The organism is Kitasatospora sp. NBC_00240 (assembly GCF_026342405.1).
Lineage (GTDB): Bacteria > Actinomycetota > Actinomycetes > Streptomycetales > Streptomycetaceae > Kitasatospora.
Genome location: NZ_JAPEMU010000002.1, coordinates 61021 through 82215 on the forward strand (window position 1 = coordinate 61021; position 21195 = coordinate 82215).

The window sequence follows — 21195 nt, forward strand, 5'->3', positions numbered from 1 at the left end:
TCATTCCTGCTGCTGCGGTCGCTCGACGAGGAAGAACCAGGAACTGCCGGGAGCGGGGAAGTCGGGCACGACGCTGCCGATCGCGTACTGCACCGTCGTCATGACCACGAGGACGCCGTCCGCCTCCCCTCCTTCGAGCAGCCCCAGGTCGTAGCCGGAGCCCGGCGGGAACGTCACCACGACCTGCCCGCGTGGCAATCTCTCGGGCACCTGGACGCTGCCGAAGGTCGGCTGCCCGCTGCGCAGCCAGTCGTCGAAGCCTTGGGCCGTGCCCACTCCCGGGTCGAGGTTCACAACCGCGTGGACCGACTCTCCCACCCGAGCTGTGGCAAGGTGCTGGGAAGTGATGCGGCCCACACCGGCCAGCGCGTTCACCTCCCGCAACCTCTCCGCGAAGGATCGGTGGGGAGCCCCGGCACCCGGCTCGACGCGCGGCGCACTGTCGGGTTCGGGTTCCGGTTGGTGGGGCGCGGCAGACGTCCCGGGTGCGGTGTCCGGGCCGGGCGTTCCGGGAGCCTCGGGCACCGCCCCGCCTCGTGGCGGCACGAAGCCGAACTCGTCGGCCAGCGACCTGGCGACCTGGTGGGCCCGTTGCTGCCCGAACATCACCAGCGTCTGCGCGACGTCCTCGTGGACCTGCTGCTCGATCCTGCGCCGCTTCTGGACGGACTCTGCGGAGTCGGGCTCGGGCTCGGGCGTCCGGCCGTACTGCCGGACGATGCCGTGTGCCCCGGCGTAGAGGGATTCCGACGGACCGTCCGGAACATCGATCATGGTCTCGTAGCTCGGCGGCGCGTCGAGGAGCCGGATCAACGGCACGCCGGGCGCGGCCCACTCGCCGGTGCTCTGCAGGGTGAAGTGCTCCGGATCGGGAACGACCCAGGTACTCGGCTGCCCACTGCTGTCTGGACGGCGGATCTCCCCGGCGGCGCCCCCGGGGAACTGCACCAGGACCTGGCCCGGCCTCGCCTGCGGACGGAGCGCGACCGGGGTCGGTTGCGCCGTGGCGAGCCAGTCCGTCACCACGACGGTGGGATCCGCACCGGCCGGCACCTCGATCGCGATGTACGTCGGCGCCAAGGCGGCCCTGTTGGCGGCGATCAGTTCCAGGGCCAGCCGGTCGGCCTCCACCGGGCCGCGCCAACGCAGCACATGCGCCACGCGGACGACCGTTTCACGTACGGCACTCGACATGTTCTCCCCCATAGTCAGTCGGGCCCCGAGCAGATCCTCGACCAGCTCACGTGCCCGGCCGAACAGCCGCGCCCGGGCGCTTTGCGTGAGCTTGGCGAGCCGGGACTCGGCGTACGAGAGGTCGGGCCACGGCAGGGCCTCGCTGGTACGTGGGATGTACCGCACCCACGGGCTCTCCCCGCGCGGCCCCGGCTGGAGCGGCAACCCACCGCCCGGGGTGGTGTCCGCGTGGACCGAGGACCAGTCCACCGCTCCGGTCGGGGCGTGGACCTCGACCCCGGCGAGGTCCGCGAGCACCTGCCCGAACCTGTCACCCGGGACGACCTCGCCGGCCCGGCTGTAGGGCGAGTCGTTGAGGGCGAGCCCGTCGACGGCCAGCCGGATGGGGCTGTGCCCGTCCCAGCCCGACCTGAGCAGGACCCGCAGCAGGGGCTCCGGCCCGGCCGTGAGCCAGATGCCGAGGCCCGGGACGGCGAGCGGCACGCCGTCCGGTTCACCGTGCCCCACCACCAGGAACTCCTGGTCGGAGGCGGCTTGCTCCAGGGTGGTAGTGCTCTGGGGCTTGAGCGGCCCACCGTCCAGGGTCGGGGAGCCGTCGCTCCCCGGCGTCAGGGAGAGGCCGTTGCGGAACGGTGCCGCGTGGACGTGGCGGGGCCGGATCCCGACGTCGGCGAGGTTCTCGATCCGACGCGCCGCCTCCGGCACCAGGGCCCCGTAGGAATTGGTGGTGAACCGGGGCGGCTCGTCCCGGCCCGGGAACCGGTGCCAGTACCCGAGCCCGCCACCCGGGCCCGCCGCGGTGACGGTCGCGGTCTGGGCCACATGGCGCGCGACACCCCCATGGGGTCCGTCGGGCACACCGCCGGATACACCGCCGGTGTGGGAGGCGGCAAGGTAGACATCCGTCCCGAGTTCAGCGGCCAGCCGCTCCATCTGCTCGTGCAGCCGCATCGTGGCGGCGCGGCCGAGCGCGTGCGTCTCAAAGCTGACGTGCCCGTTGGGCTCAGCCAGGAAGCGGCCCAGCACCTGAATGTCGTCGCTGCCGTTCCAGAGCCGGTTCGAGATGAGCCGCTCGGCGACGCCCTCCTTCCGTTCGCCATCCGTCCGCACGTCGACCGGCGTGCTGTGTATGGCGCTGTCGCGCAGGAGCCGGGCCAGGTCCTCGGCCTTGACGGCCTCCGGCCCCTCGGGGCCCATCAGCGCCAACGACCCGTCGTGGACGACGATGATGTCCAGGGGCAGCAGACCGGCGACCGGGCGCAGCTCGAACGGGTCCTCGCCGTGCATGCGGGCGGGGTGCAGGCCGTGCTGCTGGATCACCTCGTAGTCGGTGTAGGCGCGGGGGTTGTCGTACGTGGCGGCGGAGACGAGCGATCCGGCGTCGCCGAGCCAGAATGAGTGCTCGCCGACCGCGCCCGACCGGACCAGGCCGGGCGCGGGGCGGTTGGAGGAAGTGGCTGGGCCCGACCAGAACACCGACACCTGCGGCACGTCACCTGGTTGGGTCGCGACGCTGCCGCGGGCCTCGGCGCCGCCGACCGGCGCGAGGACCTCGTGCAGTGCCTGGCTGCCTGCCGCCCGGTCGCTCAGCGCGGCGCGGAAGTCCCGGACCCAGGCCTGGAACCGGTCGTGGCGCGGGCCCGCCTCCGGTGTGGCCACCAGCAGCCGGACCCACTGCCCGGACCACACCTGGCTGCGCCAGTTCGCGTCGGTGCTCTGCCGCTCGGACGCCGGTACGGCGCCCGTCGTCATGACCTCGATGACGTCCTCCGGGGTGGCCTCGCGCCGGGTGCCGTCGTGCAGCTGGATCTCCGGGGCGCCGCTGTCCCCGAGGTACAGCGCCACGTCGTAGAGGAAGGGGTGGGCCGCGACGGCCCCGGTGGCCGTCGAAGCCGGGAGCGGTGCCGGGGCCAGCACGACGCCGCCGTCGGTCAGCGCGAACGACGGGCGGGTGTCGGCTGCCACCAGCCGCCCGTAGAAGTCGGTCACGAAGCGGGGCCGCTGCGGATCCGCGTCCGGCGGGTCGAACGACTGCCAGCTTCCGCGGAGGCCGTTGGAGCTGGTGAGCGTCATGTCGCGCAGGTTCGGCCAGTCCATCAGCGCTGAGAAATCGTCGCCGGGTGTGTAGACGGGAGCGCCGAGCGCTGCGGCCACCTCTCGCATCAGCTGCTGCTCGCCCGCTCCGCCGAACCTTCCGTCGTGCCAGACGAACTGGACCGCCTGGCCGGGTCGCCACCCGTGGTGAGCCAGCCAGGCGACCACCTCCGGGGCGGTCGCGGGCCCCCACTCGTTGCCCGGTAGCGACAGCTCGTCGAACGGGCCGTGGTTGACAGACGCTAGGAACAGGTCCGTCGGCCGATCGGCGAATCGCAGAGGCCAGACCCCCGTGAGGAACTCGACCCACTGCTGGGTTTCCTCGATGCGCTGGCCCAGCTGGTGTGCGCCGCCGGGCATCACCAGGGTTCCGCCCAGCGCCCTGGTCCGTCCCTGAGGGGCGAGATCGACCACATACCGGAACCCGGGCGGAAGGGGTGCCGCGATCAGCCATTCGTCCACCTCGTGCACGTTGACGGCGACCACCCGGCCGATCTCCGTTGCCAGGCCGTAGGCCCAGGAGACGGCTTCCTGGCTGTTCGGCCCCCCTTCGGACCCGGCGATCAGGACGGGAAGGGCTGTCGTCGGCGGACCCTCCGGCCAGACGGCCCGCACGAACTCCCGGGGCGAGAGGGCGACCGACTGCCCGGTGAGCGTGCTGACGGTGGGTCGGCCCTCCGCGTCGACATCGAGATGGATCCGGTAGTGGTGGGGATCGTCCATGTTGCCCTCGACGAGTCGGCGCATTCCCTCCTGGGACAGGTCGACCCGGGATCCGGCGCCGAAGGTGCTGACGAACAGCCTGAGGTCGTCACGGGACCACGCGCGGCCGTTGACGTCGATCAGTGGAGCCGCATTCGAGCGGAGCCGTCCGTCGACGGTATGGAAGGCCGGTTCCGGTCCGGAGCCCGCAGACTGGTCCGACGGTGTCACGACCTGCCACTCGCCCTCCCCGGTCAGGACCAGGTCGGCGGAACTCCGATCGATGACCGCCCCGGTGCCGGGGGGTGGCACGTACACCGGCCTGCCGGTCAGGTCGGCCAATTCCTGGACCGCGTGGAGGAAAGCCGGGTACCCGGCCGGCCCGAGGGCGTCCCCGGTGAGGATCTGCAGGGGCGCCGTACGGTCGTACAACTCCTGAACGGCCGTGACCTCGCGGGCCACCCAATCGGGGGTGGTGGGAACCCAGCGCCCGTCCAGGCGCAGCCGGACGAAGGAGCCGTCGGGCCCGGCAGCAACGAGAACCGTCATCCGGCTGGGCCGGTCGGCCAGCAGGTCCAGGCCGGTCGCGGCCACCAGCCCCGGGGGCAGGCTCTCCAAGGCACCGAGGACCACGGGCAGGTCCACCGAACGGAGAACGCCTTCGTGATCGGTCAGATGCTCCTCCTCGCTCCGCCCGTCGGCGGGCAGCACCAGTTGCCAGCCCGCAGGCAGATCGGAAAGAGGCACCAGGCGCACCGCGTCACCGTCGATGACGGATCGGGCTCCGGGGCTCGGTAGGTAGACGGGCCGGCCGAGCAGTTCGGCGAGCTCGGAGGCGGATTGGACCAAACGCGAGTGGAGCTCCGGAGAAACGGCTTCGGCCAAGTGCAGCTGAACCCGGAGGATCGGCAGGCCGTTCCGCCCCTCGACCGTGTCGAGGAGCCGGGCGAGTTCGCGGGCAGCGGACGGTGGGACCAGCAGTCCGTCCTCCATGGGGATGCGCAGCTCTCCGGTGGGGGTGACGACCACGGCGAGCACGGCACGGCCCAGTTCGGAGTGGTCCAGGTTGTGGTCACGCCAGGCGGGGAGCCTGTGGTGGGCGGCCCTGCTGTCCCGGCGCAGCACCCCGTCCAGGAACGGGAGCCATGGGCTGCGTGCCGAGCTTCCCGGAGGGGGAATCTGCTCCCATCCGGGGCTCATGTCCGGTTGGATCGCCCGGATCACCATGCTATCGACCCGCACGGTGCTGCCCGTGGTCGTCGTCCACACCGGCCGCTGGGAGAGGTCGGCCACCTGTTCCAGCAGGTCGCGGACCGCGCGCTCGTTGCGCGCGGTGCGGCCGACGACATGGGTGCGGATGATCTCGGCCCCGTTCCACCCGTGGGCCGTGGTCTCGGCCAGTGTCCTGATGATCGCCTCGGCGGCGGCCCGTGTGTTGGGAGGTCCGCCGAACCCGCCGGGGGTCAGCAGTCGGCCGTTCTTGTCGACCCACAGCACGGCGGTGACGCTCCCGCTCTCCGACAGTAGGGAGTCGAAACGGCGGACGTCGGCGTCCCGGGTGGAGAAGAGCACGACTCCGGGGGACGACTGCCACACCGGGAGGATCTCGGTGTCGACGGTCGAGTCGGAGATGAGGGAGGGGGGCGCCGAAGGATATTCGCGTGGCGGCCCGCCGGCACGCGTCCCGCCGGACAGTCCTCCGCGCGCGTGCAACCCGAGTTCGCGGAGCAGATCATGAGCGGACCGATCCCCCTCGTCGGCCGCCAGACCGGCCGCCAGGCGGTCGGCCAGTCGCACCTGTACCTCGTCGTAGAGACGGTTGCGGGCGGCCAGTGCGTCCGCGCCGATCACGAACGGGCGGTGCAGCATCCGGTCGGCCTGCGCCAGGAGGCGCGCACGTTCGCCCTGCGGCAGGGCGTCGAGGTGGGCCCGGGACTCGGCCAGGGGCGGCTGCGCTGCGAGTCTGGCCTGGAGTTCGCGGTCGGCCGGACGCAGCAGAGCGGGGTCGGCGGGCTGGTAACGAGGCGGGGGATCGGCGATCAGGTTGGTCGGGAGGCCTTCTGCTTCGGTGGTGGGCACCTGTGACAGCAGCCTGGATGCAGGGATCGATGCCGCCGCTTGCTCGGCTGTCAGCCGCGCCGCGATCCGGTGGGCCTCGACCGGGCCGTGCCGGAGCAGTTCCAGCGCCACGCGCAGGCGGGCCTCGCGGCCGGCGGGGGTCTCGCCACGGGGGCCGCCGTAGGTTTCGAGGATCCGCTCCGCACGGCGTTCCAGCATGCTCAGCGCCTTGTTGGAGAGCTTGCCGAGCCTGCGCTCCACCTCACCCAGCTCGGGCCTGGGCTGCGGGGTGTAGGTCACCCAGTCACCGCTGTCGCCCAATCTCGCCCCGGAAGCTGCGGCGTCCCAGTCGACCTTGCCGGTGGGGGCGAAGACGGTCGTGCCGGAGCTGTCGGCGAGTGCCTGTCCGTAGCGGACGCCGGGAATGCCCTTCGCCTGCGGTGGGAACGCCAGCCCGTCGACCGCCAGTCGGAGCGGGCTCCGGCCGTCCCAGCCGGCCGCGCGCAGCACCCCGAGCAGCGCGTCGGGGCCGGTGTTCAGCCAGGTCCCGTGAGCGTTCGGGGCTGTCCACACCTCGTCCGGTGCGCCGAAGGCGACGACCAGGAACTCACCGTCGGCCGATGCCCGCTCCCAGGCCGCCGCACCGGGCACCTTGATCGGCGCCCCGGACGGCCTGTAGCCGCTCGTAGCGGCGGAGGCCAGTGCGAGACCGCCGGGGAAGCGCTCGATGTGGAGGTCGGACGGTGAGAGTCCGAGCCGTGCCAGGTCCTCGACACGGCGGGAGCCCTCGGGCACCAGGGCGCCGTAGGAGTTCGTAGTGAAGCGGGGCGGTCCGTCACCGCCGATCGCGCGGTGCCACTCCGGCGCACCCGTGCGGGCGGAGAGGACGGCTCCGGCCTGCACCAAGTAGTGGGGCCGGGCGGCCAAGTAGACGTCGACGCCCAACGCGGCCGCGAGTGCCTTGCTCTCGCGCCGCAGGGCTTCCAGCGCGGCCACGCTGAGGTGTTGTCCCTCGTAGCTGACGTTGGCTTCGTGGTCGGCCACGAACCGCCCGAGGAGCTGGAGGTCGTCGCTGCCGTTCCAGAGCCGGTTCGAGATGAGCGGCTCGGTGCCGCCCCGCGGCTGTTCGTCGGCCGAGCGCAGGTCGGCCGGGGTGCTGTGCGTGCTCGCACGGAGGATCACGGCCAGCTCTGCGGCCGTCTTCGGTGTCGGCCGGCCGTTGGCGTCAAGCAGCGCCAGCCCACCCTTCGCGGTGATGATCAGTTCGATCGGCGTCAGGCCCGGGTGGGAGACGAGGCCGAACGGGTCCTCTCCCTGCATCCGGCCCACGTGCAGGCCGTGTAGTTCGACGACCCTGTTGTCGGTCACCGTGCCGTCGCCAAAAGTCGCGGCGGAGACCAGCACGCCCGTGTCGGAGATGCGGAGGACGGGCTCGGCGGGACGCCGCAGCATGCCGGCGGAATCGGTGACCAGGAACCCAGGTGCGGGGTCGGGGTCCTGGTCCGTGCCGAGGCGGATCCAGTGGGGCTCCCTGCTCCGGGGGCTCTCGTCCCCCCAGCGGACGACGACGGGCGGCCACTGCCGACGGCCGTCGTCGGGCGGGTGGGGCGCGGTGACGGCGCCGGGTTCGGGGGCGTACACGTCGACCGGCCCGGCCGCCGGACCCCGGTTCGCGAGGTGGTCGGAGAGGCTCGCCAGCCGCTCGCGCTCCTCGGTGAGGACCGTGCGCAGGCCCCCGATCCAGTCCAGCAGTCGCTGGTATCGCGCGCCCGGGGCGGGGGTGTCCACGAGCAGGCGCAGCGGCTGTCCCGACCAGACGTGGTAGTGCCAGGCGGGGTGGGCCGTGTGCGGCTCCACGGGCATGGTGCGCTCACTGATCAGCTGCAGGATGTCCGCGGGGGTGGCGTTGCGCTGGGTACCGTCGCCGAGTTCGACCACGGGTGTGCCGTCCTCCCCGAGCGCGAGCGCGACGTCGTAGGTGTCAGGGTGCGGCTCGACCTGCAGGATGCCGATGTCTCCGGGCATCCGGGCCGGGGCGACAACGACACCGCCGCCCGTGAGCGCGAACACGGGCTGCCGGTCGGCGACCACCAGCCGGCCGTAGCGGTCGGTCCGGTGCTCGCCCACCGGGACCCGGACCTGCGGTGGGTCGTAGGCGCGCCACTCGGCCCGGGCCCCGTCCGGCTGGAGGACGATGTCCCGCAGGTAGGGGTGGAAGGTGTACGGAACGGACATCCCGTCCGGGGCGTACACCCGCGTCCCCAGTTGGGCGGCGATGGCGAGCATCAGTTGCTCGTCCGCATGGCCGATCGGCTCCAGCGGCTTCGACCCCGCCCACGCGATCTGGACCGCCTGGCCCGGCTTCCAGCCGTGGGCGCGCACCCAGGCGGCCAACTCCTGCGCCGTCGCCGGGCGGTCCTCGGTCCCGGGCAGTCGCAGGTCACCGGCGCCCCTGCGGCCCGGTTGGGCGAGGAAGAGGTCGGCGGGCCGGTCCGCCAGCCGGGCGGACCAGGTGCTCGCGAACAGCCCGGGGAGGCTGGGCTTGGGAAGAGTGTGGGAGACCGCCGCGGTCACTCCACCGGGGATCTCGAAGCTGCCCGCGCGGGCACCCGGCGACGCGTCGGCGGTGGGGCCGTCGATGTAGTGGTAGCCGTCCGGCAGCGGATGGGCGGTGACCGGCTCGGGCCGCCGCCCCGACAGGTACTGCACCGGGCGGCCGAGTGCCGACGCGAGTGCGTGGGCCCAGGAGGTGATGCCGTGCTCCTGCCGGTCCGTGACCGTCTCATCTTCATCGTGCTCGATGTGCAGGACCGGTGTCCTGGTACCCAGTCTCCGGGCCCGGAGGAAGTCGGCGAACTGCTGCGGCCCGACGGTCACCGGTTCGCCCCATAGTGTGCTGATCGTGGGGACACCGTTTCGGTCGATCTCCAGGTGCGCCACGTACGTCGCGGTGTCCGCAGCGGCGGTGCGGAGGACGGCCTCGTCGCGCGACCAGTGGACGCGGGAGACGATTCCCCCCGGGCCTTCGAGCACGTCCAGGTCGTCCGGGGTGAACCGTCGGCCCTCGGTGTCCGTGATCACCTGGCTCGTCCTCACGAGGCGGCCGTCCGCATCGGTACGGAAGCCCCGGGCCTGCCCGTCGCCGCCCACTGGCAGCCACCGGCCCCCGTCGGAGAGCGCCACGTCCCGGGTATGGCTCAGCAGGAACGCCGTGGCGCCGGGGGACGGGACGAACACGGTACGGCCGGTCAGTGCCGCCACCTGGGCGGCGGCACCGGCGAATGCGTCGTGCAGCCCTTCGGGGATCCCGTTCGGCACCACGAACTGGACGACCGCGGTGGAGTGGTAGTCCGCCGCCAGGAGTGCGATCTCGTCCACCAGATCCGCCGGCTCGACGGGCTCGCGGGTCCCGTCCCGGAGCAGCCGGGTCAGTGTGCCGTTCGCGTCGACCTCGGTGTGGACCACGATCCGGTCCCTGCGCAGGGCGATCCCGGCGGGCAGTCCCTCGCCGCCGCCCTGGACAACCATGAGGACGGGCGTGTCGGCGAAGACGAGGAATCCGCCCTCGTCGGTCAGGTGGGGCGGAGGTGCCTCGACTCCGCTCCCCGTCACGGCGACCCACCGGGCCGGACGGTCGGATTCGGAGGTCACGCGCGCGGTGTACCGCCCGTCGGCGGGATCTCCCACCACCTCGCTCAACATGCCTGCTTCCGGGAGGAAGACCGTGCGGCCCAGCTGCGTCGAGAGCTCGGCCACCGAGCGGAGGACCGCCGGGCGCAGGTTGTCCGGGATTCCGGGAAGGTCCAGGAGGACCGCCCGCACCCGCTCCCCCGCCCGGTCCCCGAGGTCGTCGAGGACGGGGACCAGCCGGCCGGCCTGCCGGGGCGGGACCAGTAGGCCGTCGGCCATCGGGATCCGCAGTTCACCGCTCATGGTGACGGTCGCGGCCAGCACGACCTGTCCCAGCCCGTAGGAGTCGTCCAGGACGTGGTTGGTCCAGGTGGGCTGCTGGGTCTCGGGTACGTCCGGGAGCCGTACCAGCGCGCCGGTCTCGGTGGTCTGCCAGGAGCTTGCCCATTCGTCGGGCGGGACGGCCTCCTCCCACTGCCCGGCCTGCCACTGCCCGGGCCGCTGCGGGTCTGCAGTGATCAGCTGGAGGGAGCCCTCGATGACCCCCCGACTGTTGGGCCCGGGGAACCACACCGATCGCCGTGTGACGTCCGCGATCTGTTCCATCAGCCGGCGGACGGCGGTGTGGTTGGCCGGGGTCTGCCCCATGGCGAAGACCTGGATGATCTCGGCGGAGGCGAACTTTTCCGGTGCCGTGCGGGCGAGCTCCCGCACCAGTTCGTCCGCCCCCATGGTGGTGACGGTGCCGTCCGGCAGCGTGGCGCGGGGTTGACCCGATTCGTCGACGGCCAGCAGCACCATGAGGCGGTGCTCGTTGGGGTAGAGCCCAGTGAAGGCCTCGGCGAACGTTTCCGCACCCGGGAAGACCACCCCGGCGGCGACGCTCTTGGCGGTCGGCGCCCAAGACTCCGCCGCGGAGGCAGAGGAGGATGCTCCGGTTCCGTCTGTAGCAGGGGTGGAGGACGGGTCGCCGGTCTGCCGGCTGCCACCGAGCAGGCGGCCGACCTGAGCCGGATTCAGCCGCGTCGCCAGGGCCTTGCCCTCGGTATCGCTCACAGCGAGGGCCTCGGCCACGCGCAGGCGCAGCGCGTTGTGCAGGGCCCGGGTGGCTGTGGCGGTGGTGTCCGTCCCGATCACCTGGCGGAGGTGCACCAGCCTCTCGGCCGCTTCCCTGAGGCGGGCCTGCTCCGCTGCGGGGCGTGCCTCAAAACTCTGCCGCACCTCGGCCAGGGGCGGCTCGCCCGCCATACGATCCGCCAGTTCGCGGTCCTCCGGCCGCAGCGGCGGCAGCTCGTGCAGTAGCTGGTACGCGACCCGATCCACCTGCGTCGGCTCCGGAGCGAACTTCCCCTTCTCGGCAAGCTCCGCACGCGCCCGGTTCCGCAGTTCCTCCAGCCGCGCCTCGGTCTGCTTGCCCAGCACCCGCTCCACATCGGCCGCAGAAATGGGGTGGTCTTGGAGGACGTTGGTGGCTGCGGTGATCTCTTCGATCTCTTGCAGGTGCGCCTCGGTCAGTACGGGGGGCTGGGTTGTGGCGTCCGATCCCATGACCCCGGGGCTGTCCTGGGTGTGGCGTCGCAGGAGCAGATTCCCATCCGGGTACCGGTCGCGCAGACCCAGGAAATGCATGACCTCGTGGACGAGGACGCCGTCGGATGCGGTGGCCGACCAGTTGCCCTGGTCGCTGTCGGTGCCGTTGTGAACGACCACCTGGGCGTGCGGGGACGGCTCGTCGAACTCCACCCGGACATGGAACTGGTCCCCGTCCACGAAGCGGTAACGCTGGTTGACGTGCTCGCGAAGGACCTCGGTGACCCGATTCTGCACCTGGTGCACCTGCTCGACGCTCACGCCGGGGCCCGGCTCAAGCTGCAGGCGGACGGTGAACTCGCGCACCCAGAGACCGGACGGCAACTCGATACGGCGTACGTCATGACGGATCAGAGTCATGGCACCGGGAATCCGGCCCCGCACGGGAACAGCATCCGTCGCCGGCTCGAACCGCTCGGTATCGATCCGAGTGACCGGAGCATCGGCCCGCCGGTGACCCCACTCCTGCGGACCGGCCAGCCCCTCGCCGAACGGCTGCTTCGCGCTCTCCGCACCGAACGTCCCGTTGCCGACGGCCGTCCGAGCCGGCCGCGGAGCACCCGGCCACCCCCAACCGCCGTAGCCATAACCACCCTGCCCATAGGGGTAACCACCTTGATGGGCGTGGGCAGCCGCCTGCCGCAATTCCTTTACTCGCTCCAGAACCTTCCTCGCATGATCATGGCTGGAAGCCAGGTAGTCCCGGAATTCCACCAGTGTGAGCTCCAGATCTCCGCTGCTGACGGCCTGGAGGGCATTGTCGGCATCGGCTTCGACATCCCGCCCATTGGCATGTCTTTGCAGTCCATCGGCATGCCTTTGCCACAGCACCTCAAGATCCTGCACCCGATACTGCTGCCCGAAGCCCCGGCCGTTCCACCGCCCTTGCGGGTTCTCACGGGACTCCAGCCCCGCGTCATAGACCCAGTGGCGCAGCGTTTGCTGAAGCATTCCGTGCTCATCGGCGAATGTTTGGACGCTCACCCATTGCGGGCTTTCCTGGCTTTCCTGGTATCCGTATCCCGCTTCACCAGCCGATTCTCCGTACTGGTATCCGTACGCCGATTCATAGCCCTGGTGTTGATTCTCCGGCTCGCTGTTCTGGTATTCATACTCCGGCTCGCTGGCCGGCTCGTAGGTGGTGTTGTCGGGCTCCGTGGGGGTACTTTCCCGGGTATATGCCAAGCGTTCGGGCAACTCGTCCCACTCATGAGGGAGGTCCAGGTCGGAAACCCGAGAACGGCCGAAGGGGTCCCAGCCGCCCTCTAGCCGGGGGTTTTCTCGGAGTGATTGCTGCTGCCACTCGTGGTGGAGTGTTTCGAGGCGCTCCGGGTCATTGCCCCAAGTACGCAGTTCCTCACGGGCGTTGTTCAGCTGCTGGTCGGCCTGGACAAAGGCGTTTCGGGCTTCGGTCACGCCCTGTCCCGCTGTGACGCGACTGGTGCCGGCACCTCCGGATCGCTGCCGTTCCTCGGCCGTGGCGAGGTCCCATGCCGCCGCCTGCTCGGCCAGCCGCGCACGCTTGTAGTTGCTCCAGGCCTTTTCCCGATGGAGGGAGAGTTCCTCGCGGTGGGCCGCCGACACGGGGGTGGGACCGCCGGTGGCGTCGTCGTCGAGAATGCTCCGCCACTGCAGACGCTCCTCCTCCCACCGCTGCTCGGTCGAGGAAGGACGGGACACGACCGGCTCCCCGCCGGCCAGCGCCGCGGAGAGCGGGTCGGGTCCGGGCGACAGTGGCTCCCGTGCCCCCTGCGGGTCCGCCGACACCGACGCGAACGTCCGCGCCAACCCCTGCGCCGCCTCGGCACCCTTCTCGTACAGCAGCAGATACGCGACCCGATCCACCTGCAACCGCTCCGGAGCGACCACACCCTCCTCCGCAAGCACCACCCGCGCCTCAGCCCGCACCTCGGCCACCCGCGCCTCGGACTGCTTGCCCAACACCCGCTCCACATTCGGCGCGGATATGTTGATGTTCGGCCCGTTCCCGCCCTCGCCATCCTCGACGACCCGCGCCACAGGACCAAGGACATGATCCGCAGACGTCACCTGACCACGACCCGCCCCCTCCGGATCCAGCACCGCTGCCAAGCCGTTCCCCGACCCGAGACCCGAACCCTGCCCACCCGACGCGGCATGGCCGGGGAGCACCGGCCCGCCGCTGGCCAGCGCCGTGGTGAGTAGGTCGGGTTCGGCCGGCAACGGCTCGCGTGCCCCCTCGGGGTGCGCCGGCACCTGGACCGGCACTGTCGGGGATTCCACGGACGGCGGCCCCGTCGGATCCAGCACCGCACCGACACTCGTACTGTTCACAGCCCCCGCCGCGTCCGGGCCACCATCACTGCCGCCGCCGGCCTGCTCGGACAGCGGCGCGAACGACCGTGCCAATCCCTGCGCCGCCTCGGCACCGTTCTCGTGCAGCAGCAGATACGCGACCTGATCCACCTGCGACCGCTCCGGAGTGACCACACCCTCCTCGGCAAGCACCACCCGTGCCTCAGCCCGCACCTCGTCCGCAAATTCAGGGGTCTGCTCGGCCAGCACCCGCTCGGCCGAAGCAAGGTTGAATGTCGGCCCCTTCCCGCTCCCGCCACCCTCGGCGGTCCGCACCACAGGAACAGGGGTAACGACAGAGTCTGCGAACGTCACCCGGCGACGCCCCGCCCCGTCCGGGTCCAGCGCCGCCGCAAACGCGTCTCCCGACCCGGCACCCGACCCCTGCCCATCCGGCTCCGGCAGCGGCTCGGGCAGCGGCAGCGACTCCGGCAGTGGTTCCGGCAGCTCCGGCGGGAAGCCGAGGGCGTCGCGCAGCGCCGACACCCGCTTCGGGTGAATCAGCAGTTCCACGGAGTCGTCGAGCTGGAAGTGGAAGCTGCTGCTGCTGGCGCCGTAGGAGATGGGTCCGCGCTGGTTGACCGACTCCACCGTGATGGTGAAGAGCACGCCGGCACGGACGTGGAGGTACTGCTGGTCGGGTCGCTGGATGAACGTGCCGCCTCCGACCAGGGTGTGGGAGGTCACGCTGCTCCCCACTTCGTCGGATGTGGTCCGCCCGATTCCGGCGGAGATGGAAACGTCCGACGGCTCGTGGGAGGTGTTCATCGGGCCGGTGTGCACGGTGGTGCCCTCACCGATGCCGATCCGTTGGGAGGTCGCATGGCTGGTGGCGGCCGTCTGCCGGGTTCGCCGGTTCTCCTCCAGCTCATGCGAGACCTTGATCTCGTCCAGCTTCTGCGCGTTGAACAGCTTGGCGTGCACGGTGACGCGACCGTGCGTGTCGGTCAGGGTGCCGCCGGGGCGGACCAGGGGCGGCGGCCGGTAGCCCTGCTCGGTCAGGGTGTCCCGGAAGAAACTCTTCAGCGCGGGGGCCGCGAGGGCGTCCCGCAGCACTTCCTCGGACCCGGTGCCCCATTCCACCAGAAGCGCCGATCCGGCGAACCGGAACGCGGGCCGCTGGTCGGGCAGGCCGTTGAGCAGCCCCAGCAGGTGCTGGTGCATCTCACGGACCGACAGGTCGTCGATCTCCTTGAGGACCACGTCCCGGGTGCGGAAGGCCTCTGAGTCGATGGGCAGCGGCCGTACTCCGGAGCCGTTCTGGACGGCGCCGTCCGGGTCGGGGTGGAACAGCTCGGGGAACTGGGTCTGCGGGTCGGTCAGCGGCAGGACCCGGGGCCGGCTCACGGTGGCTAGCGGGCCGTTGGGGGTGAACAGGGCGTCGGGCACGGCGACCTGCTGCTCGATGGTGACCTCGCGGGTGCTGTCCGGTGTCAGGTCGTCGACGCGGTGGTAGGAGGCCCTGATCCGGTCGGGGAGTCCGCCGAACAGGCGGTTGACGACCACGTGGCTGGGCTGGACGACGCGCTTGAGCGCCACCGTCAGCTTCAGCGCGCCGGTGTAGAGCTGTGCGCCGGCCTCGAACATGATCAGGTCGAAGGAGCTGTCACCGCCCAGGCGGTCCGACGCCTGGCTGCGGGAATGGTTCCAGGACAGCCCGCCCGAATTGTCCACCTCGCCGACCCTGCTGCCCGACGGGCTGGTCGCCCCGCTCGGGTCCAGCGACAGGACGAGGCTCTCGGAGGCCGCCGTGTTCTCGATCCGCCAGCCGAAGGAGTTGATGTAGCTGCCGACCGACAGTTCGCCGCGCGCTTCGACGTGCCGCAGGTCGCCCTGAGGCGTGGCCGTGACCAGCACGTAGTGGTCGGCCTTCGCACCGAGAGGGGTGAGCCGCAGCCCGGTGCTCATCAACTGGCGCAGGGAGGAGAGCAGCGCCGAGGGGTTGAGCATCTGGTGGAGGGACTGGACCAGCTCCCGCTCGGCGCCCAGGGGGAGTTCGGCGGACGACGGAAGCTCTGTGCCCGGTGGCACCGGGTTCAGTCTCCGCAGCTTCGTCCCCTTCTCCTGCGGTGCCGTCAGCAGCTGTCGCAGCTTCGGATTCTTCTCGCTCAGCAGCTCGATCACCGCGTCCGCGAGCGGGTTGTGCCGGGGGGGGAGGTCACCGGAAGGCATCGGGAACCGCAGGGACCGTGGCACCCCGGACATCAGCATCTGGCGGCTATCGATCGTCTCCGGCACACCGGCGGGGCGCGGGGTCATCGGCACCGGCACCCGGCGCAGGAACTCCAGCCCGTCCGGGACATGGATCCGCCGGGCCGGCTGGATCTCCGGGCGCCCGAGGCCGAAGATGGTCCGCTGCTGGTACTCCACTTCGAGGGTGTAGACCACGTCGGCGAACCGGCGGGTGTGGTCGGTGCGCCCGGTGGAGTCCATCCAGCCGGTGGTCGAACGGTCCTGCTGCCCGGTCTTCGCTGCCTTGCTCTTGCTGTAACTCACGCTGGCGGCCGGCGTCGCCTTGCTGGTGACCCCGGCCTTGGCGCCCAGGCTCAGGCTGGCGCTGGCCGTGTGCCCGTGGCTCCGTTTCACGGCGGAGGTCAGGACGGCGGTGTTCTCGGGGGCGGCCAGCCGGCCCACGCGGACTACGCCGGGAACCTTGGTGCCGGGGGCCTGGACCTCGGCCCGGACACGGATAACCACCTGGTGGTCGCGTAGGAGCAACTTGACGTCCGCCAGTTCGACCCGTGCCGAGCCACCCTCCTGCCCGTGCTGGAAGAGTGAGAGGAGCTGCGCGGGGGCGGTCACCCGGTCGATGATCAGTTCCCGGTCCTCGGCCGACAGCCCGCGCTTCTTCCCCAGCATGGCGGACAGTTCCCGGGCGACCTCGGGCGGGCTGCTGAGCGAGATCAGCATGTCCTCGGGGTGGAGCTTCTCACGCCGGTCGGCGGGAAGACGGAACTCTCTCGTGTCGCTGCTGACGGAGATCTTGACGGCAACCGTCCGATGGACTGGGGTTGCGAGCTCCTCAGGAAGCCAAAGCGAGGCTCGGCCGTCGCGCACGACGCCAGAGCGGGTCGTGGGCGGCTTCGTCCGGAACACGTGGGCGATCTTGTCCAGGGCCCGGGCCGCCAGGTCAGGTTGTTGAGTCGGCTCGGGCGGGCCGGGCGATGCTGCGAGCGCGTCCGACGCGTCGGGTGTGACGGTGGCATCCTGCGCGGCAGTGGTCTTGACCTTGGCTCCTCCGATGGTGACGGACACCTCGAAATCGACATCGTATTCGAACCACCGGCTGGGACCCCCGAAGGTCGGCGACCCGGGGATCACAGCGGCGAAGTCCGCGCTGTCCATGATGGCGCTCCGGCCCTTCGAGAACCCGTATCCCAGGTTCAGACCGAGCTTGCCCAGCCTGTTGGCGGTCATCCAGCCGAGGCCGAGCTTGGCGACCACGTCGATGCCGAGGCTCACCGAGGCCGACATCACGTCGGTGTGCTGGGCCCACTGCGTTAGGGGCCTCAGGACGTTGACCGTGCGGTCGTCACGGGTCCCGGTCGAGAGCAGTGCCCGGCGCCTGGCCTTGACGCTCACGAAGGCGGTCGAACCGTCCGGCAGTTCGACTCTCCGGCGCAGCCCGCGCTCGCTCATCAGCCGCTGCCCGTGTCCGTGCAGGCCGTCGAGGGAATACTCGGGTGCGAGCGTCCGGTGCAGGTGGTGCTCCTGCATTGGCGTCAGGGCCGGCAGTTTGTGCGCGGCTCGCGCCTCGGTGATCAGGTCCATCACCTTGCCCTGGACCGAGCGCGTCGTGCCGTGCATCTCGACGTACGCCAGGCTGATCCGGTTGCCGTCCCGGATCGCGGGGGGCAGCAGGAGGACCTCCGCGGGTGCGGTGTACGTCAGCGGCCGGGGGACTGCGAGGGGCTCGATCGCGTGGGCGAGTGCGGCCTCGAAGGCCTCGACGTTGGCGAGCGGCACCCGTACGTGCAGGATGCCGTCCTGCGACAGTTCACCGCTGGTGCCGGGCAGATCGGAGCGCAGGCCCGCGATCAGTCGTACATCCAGTTCGTACGCCACCGTCCGCCCCTGGGTGATCAGCTTCTGCCACACGGCGGGCCCGGGGTCCAGCTCCATGGTCCGGGAGACGCCGCCGGAGGCTTCCGCGTGCGGGGTCACGCCCAGGCCGTACTTGCCGTCCAGGAACGTGTGCCCGAAGGTCAGCGAGCCTCCCACGGTCCATTTGCCCGCCGCCGAGCGGGTCAGACCGGACATGTCCGTGACGCGCTGTTGGTTCCAGGTGGTGATCGCCGACGTGTCCGCGTCGTCCAGCCGGCGCACCGCGACCAGTTCGGATCGAAGCGCGATACCGACCGAACCGCCGTGCACGACGAAGACCTCGGACGCGTGCCCCAGCCCTGCCTGGTGGCTGTGCAGGCGCAGCTGGGTGCGCTCGCCGAAGAACAGCCGGAGGCGGTTCCAGGTGTCGGAGCCGGGCTTCACGATGTCCGGCCCGGTCGGGGTCTTCGGCTGGAGGTGCTCCAAGACGCTCTCCCGCAGTTTCTCCAGTCCGTGGATCGACTCGGGTGAGGTCCCATGGGTCCACAGCACGTCGTCCAGCCGTCGCTGAGTCTGTGGGTCACGTGCCTCGGACGGGCGCGGGAGGACCTCTGGCCGGCTCTGTGGGATGGGCGGCTTGCCGTCGGGCCCGGCCACCACCCGGGGGACGTGCGAGTCGGGGACGCCGACCAGCACGTTGAAACCGTCGGAGCGGACGGCCTCGGCCGGCTCCACCCCGGTCGGCGCCGGGCCGACCGGGGTCACTGTGACCTCGACCCTGGCGTCCGGGTGCCTGAACCAGACCGCCTTACCCGTCGGTGTGGTCCGTCGGCCTGCGACGGCGACGAAGTTCGTGGTGCCCTGCCCCCGGCTGTCCGCGCCGCCGAGCGACACGCCGGGAGTGACGGTCCCAGGCACGGCGAAGCTCTTCTTCGCGTCCCACGTGGTGGTCCGGTTCCGGTAGGACGCCACGCGGACGTCCGCCTCGGGGTCCCACGCCAGCCCCCAGACCTCGCCCTCGCGCGGTGCGTCACCACCGACATCGGTGCCGATCGCCTCGTGGATGTTCTCCTTGGGCAGTACCAGTTCGGCCTTGATCCGGAAGTCGCCGCCGTCCGGCAGCGAGATGGTGACCTCGTCGCCGCCGTGGGCGAGCCAGTCCCCCCATTCCTGGTCGCCCACGGCGGTCCGCGTGGCGTACAGGCGTTCCAGGGCGGCGTCGGTGAGGGCCTCCGGGTGGCCCCCCTCGCCGACGGCACGGCTGAGGGTCTGTTCCAGGTGTGCGGTGACGTCGTCGAGGTTCCCGATCCGGCCTTCCGTCCCGAATTGCCCCGTCCGGGCCAGTGGTGCCGGCAGCCCTCGGACCACCGTCCCGAATCGCCCCGTCCGGGCCAGTGATGGCGGCAGCCCTGGGACCAGGCCCGTTTCGGGCGCCGTCAACACGGTCGGGGTTGCGGCCGTCGGCCCGGGACCGGGCCCTGGGAGCGGCGGGGTCGGCAGGGTCAAGGACGGCAGGATCTCCGGGGGTTCGGGACGCGGGCGCTCCAGGCCCAGTTCTTCGGCGTGGGCGGGCTCGACCAGGAGTTCCACGGTGTCGCTGTTCAGGCGGAAGTGCCGCACCACCTGATCGCTGCCCCACTCCAGGGTGACGGTGTAGTCGACTCCGGCGCTCACGTGCCAGTACTCGGCTTCGGGGCGGTTGATGAACACACCGCCGGCACCCTGCAGCATCTGGCTGGTGACGGACACTCCCGTGCGGTCGCTCCGGCTGATGTCGAGGGTCGGGACGAGGGGCAGTACCTGTCGGGCGTCGGGGTCGCCGCTGTGGACTGCCGGACCGGCGCCGAGGGAGACGGTGAAAGCCGTGCTGTGGCCGGCAGAAGAAGACTGCTGAACGCGATGGTGGCGTTCCCGGTTATGGGCGACGGTGACGGTGCGCAAGGTTCCCGGGTCGGTGAGGGTGGCTTTGAGGGTGAGCCGTGCTTCGACGCGGCCGTGGGGGCCGTCCGTGATCAGAACGGGGACGGTGTGCCCGTCCTTGTGGAGGGCGCGATCGAGGAAGCTCGTCAGCAGCGAGTAGGAGAAGACCTTGCGCATGGCGTCCTCGGAGGCGCGGCCGAGTTCTGCCAGCATCCGGGGAATGCCCTGCTGCTGCAGCTCGGCCAGGAACCGGGTGTGGAGTTCGCGGGCGGTGGTGTAGCGGAAGTCGGTGATGACGACACGCCCCTGAACGACGTCCTCGGGGCGAACGGGGAGCGGCCGCAAAGGAGGGAGGGGGCGAGGCAGCAGGGTGACCGGGGAGGCACTGTCGGGCTTGCGGGCAGAAGTGTCGAGGACGGCGTCGGGGACGGTGATCCGTTCGGTGGCGATCAGTCCGCGGCCGGCGGTCGTCGGCGGGTCGTCGGCGCGCTGGAACGAGCGGAGCAGCCGATCGGGTACACCGAGGAACAGGCGGTTGAGCAGCAGGGGCAAGGGTTTCGTGATTTTCCGCAGCGAGACGGTGATCTCCAGCGGGCCGAGGTAGACATGGGTGCCGGTGAACTTCACCTCGTCGTGGCGGGTCTGGCGGTCGGCCCGGGAACTGCCGGAGTCGGTGCCGAGACCGGCGGAGCCTCCGACGGTTTCGCGGCCGCTGTTGACGAGTCCGGCTTCCGGGTACTGCTGGGGAGCGAGTCCGGCGTTGGCGGTGAACGTGTTGGCCTCGGTGGTGCTGATGGTGGTCCAGTTTTCACCTCTGCCGTACTTGCCGACCAGGTCTTGGGGGTGGAAGGCCTGGTGTTCGTAGGTGCCGAGCCGGTTGGCGTGGATCTGAAGGACGTGGCCGGTGCCGGGGCCGAACGGGCTGATGGTCAGGCCGGTGCTCAGTAGGGAGTGGTGGGCGGCGAGCAGGGAGCGGGGGCTGAGCAGGACGTCGAGGGGCAGCACGGTGCCGCCGTCGAGGGTCCACTTCAGCGGGATGTGGTCGGGGCCGGTGGTGCGGGCGGCGGGAAGGTGGCGCTGAAGCAGTTCCTCGACCTGCCGGACGAGCGGGTTGTGGCCGGCCGGGTCACCTTGGCGGGTGGGGAACTCCAGGGTGCGGGGCATGCTGAACTGCGGGATGTTCGTGGCAGGGAGCTTGGCAGGGGTGCGGGCGGGTCTGGGCTCGGCGTGCCCGGTGGGGTGCAGGTACTGCAGTCCGTCGCGGACGAGGACGTGGCGCACCTCGCGGACGGCTCGGCTGTGACCGAACGGCCCGTCCACCCAGGTCTCGATCTCCAGTGTGTAGATGACGTCGGCGTAACGGCGCAGGTACTCGGTTGCGGCGTCGACGTGGAATCCGCCGGTGGTGGAGCGTTCCAGGATCTCCCGGCTGTGGCCGTGCAAGGCGTTCCAGGAGAGGCCGGCCCACAGCCAGAACAGGTGAGTGAGGCTTTCGGCCCTGCGGAAGCCGGCCCCGCCGCCGAGGGCCAGGGTGTGACCGCTGCCGGCGCTCTGGGTGTTGGTCACCTTGGGGGTGATTTCGGCGATGGCCAGGCGGGCGGCGCGGACGGTGCCGGGGTCGGGGGTCGG

1 protein-coding gene (only partly in view) is annotated in these 21195 nt (G+C 71.1%); it reads right to left on the bottom strand.

Translation table 11 applies throughout. From position 1 onward, the window contains the following. Positions 1 to 21195, bottom strand: the 3' portion of a protein-coding gene (locus tag OG689_RS40300; RefSeq protein WP_266327959.1) for a hypothetical protein. It continues 8193 nt past the right edge of the window; 21195 of the gene's 29388 nt are visible here — the last part of the coding sequence; its start codon lies beyond the right edge, outside the window; it ends in the stop codon at positions 1 to 3.